Annotated in this window: 2 protein-coding genes; both read right to left on the reverse strand. The window is 65.1% G+C overall.

Annotated features, from left to right (window positions below):
• Window positions 1-6: 6 nt before the first annotated feature.
• Window positions 7-342: a HepT-like ribonuclease domain-containing protein gene (locus KD1_RS15110; RefSeq protein WP_068403293.1), complete on the reverse strand. Its 336-nt coding sequence runs from the start codon at window positions 340-342 to the stop codon at window positions 7-9.
• A complete protein-coding gene (locus tag KD1_RS15115) occupies window positions 339-668 on the reverse strand; it encodes a nucleotidyltransferase family protein (RefSeq protein WP_068403295.1) in 330 nt (109 codons plus the stop codon). Before KD1_RS15115 ends, KD1_RS15110 begins: the two co-directional genes overlap by 4 nt.
• Between the last annotated feature and the right edge of the window lie 65 nt (window positions 669-733).

The raw sequence follows: 733 nt of genomic DNA on the forward strand, positions 1-733 counted from the left end.
AAGACACTAGTCCGGCGGCAGGGACCCAGCCAATCGTTCGACCGCCTCGGAGAGTGGCCGCAGGTCCTTGTCGATGACCGCTTGGACGATCTCGGGATTGGTGGCGAAGTAGTGATGGGCGAGGAAATCACGCATACCGGCAATGTCGGCCCAGGGAATCTGGGCCTCTGCCGCTGTCAGGTCGGGGCTGAGCGCCTTGACGGCCTCACCGATCTCCAGGAGCCGCATTGCGACTGCGTCCATCACGATGTCGACAGTGATCGGGCCGTGGCCCAAGTGCGAGTGGATCGCCGCGATCGCGTCCGTGATGTCGGCCAATATCTCGCTGTTGGAGCGGCTCACAGCGGGACCAGGTCCTGTTCTGCCCGCGCGCGAACGCGCTCCTTCAATCCGGTACGCGGAACCAAGTCCACGTGCACGCCGAGCAGGGCCTCCAGTTCGTGCTGGATTCCGATGATGTCGATGATGCTCGTGTTCGGCGGGAAATCCACCAGGAGGTCGAGGTCGCTGCCCTCATGGTCGTCGCCGCGAGCCGTGCTACCGAAAACCTCGGGGTTGGTCACACCGTGCTGACGGAGCGTGGACAACAACTCACTGCGGAGCGCGGCAACGCGCCGCCCAGTGGGACCACTGAACGGCTGACGGGAAGCCCCGGCCGTGGCGGACATGGCCCCAGCATATCGACAGTGCGCACCGGGACCAGCGAGTGATGGTTTCGGGCCGCCCCAGGACG

Origin of the sequence: Kribbia dieselivorans NBRC 106261 (genome assembly GCF_001552435.1) — a bacterium.
In the GTDB taxonomy this organism is placed as follows: domain Bacteria; phylum Actinomycetota; class Actinomycetes; order Actinomycetales; family Dermatophilaceae; genus Kribbia; species Kribbia dieselivorans.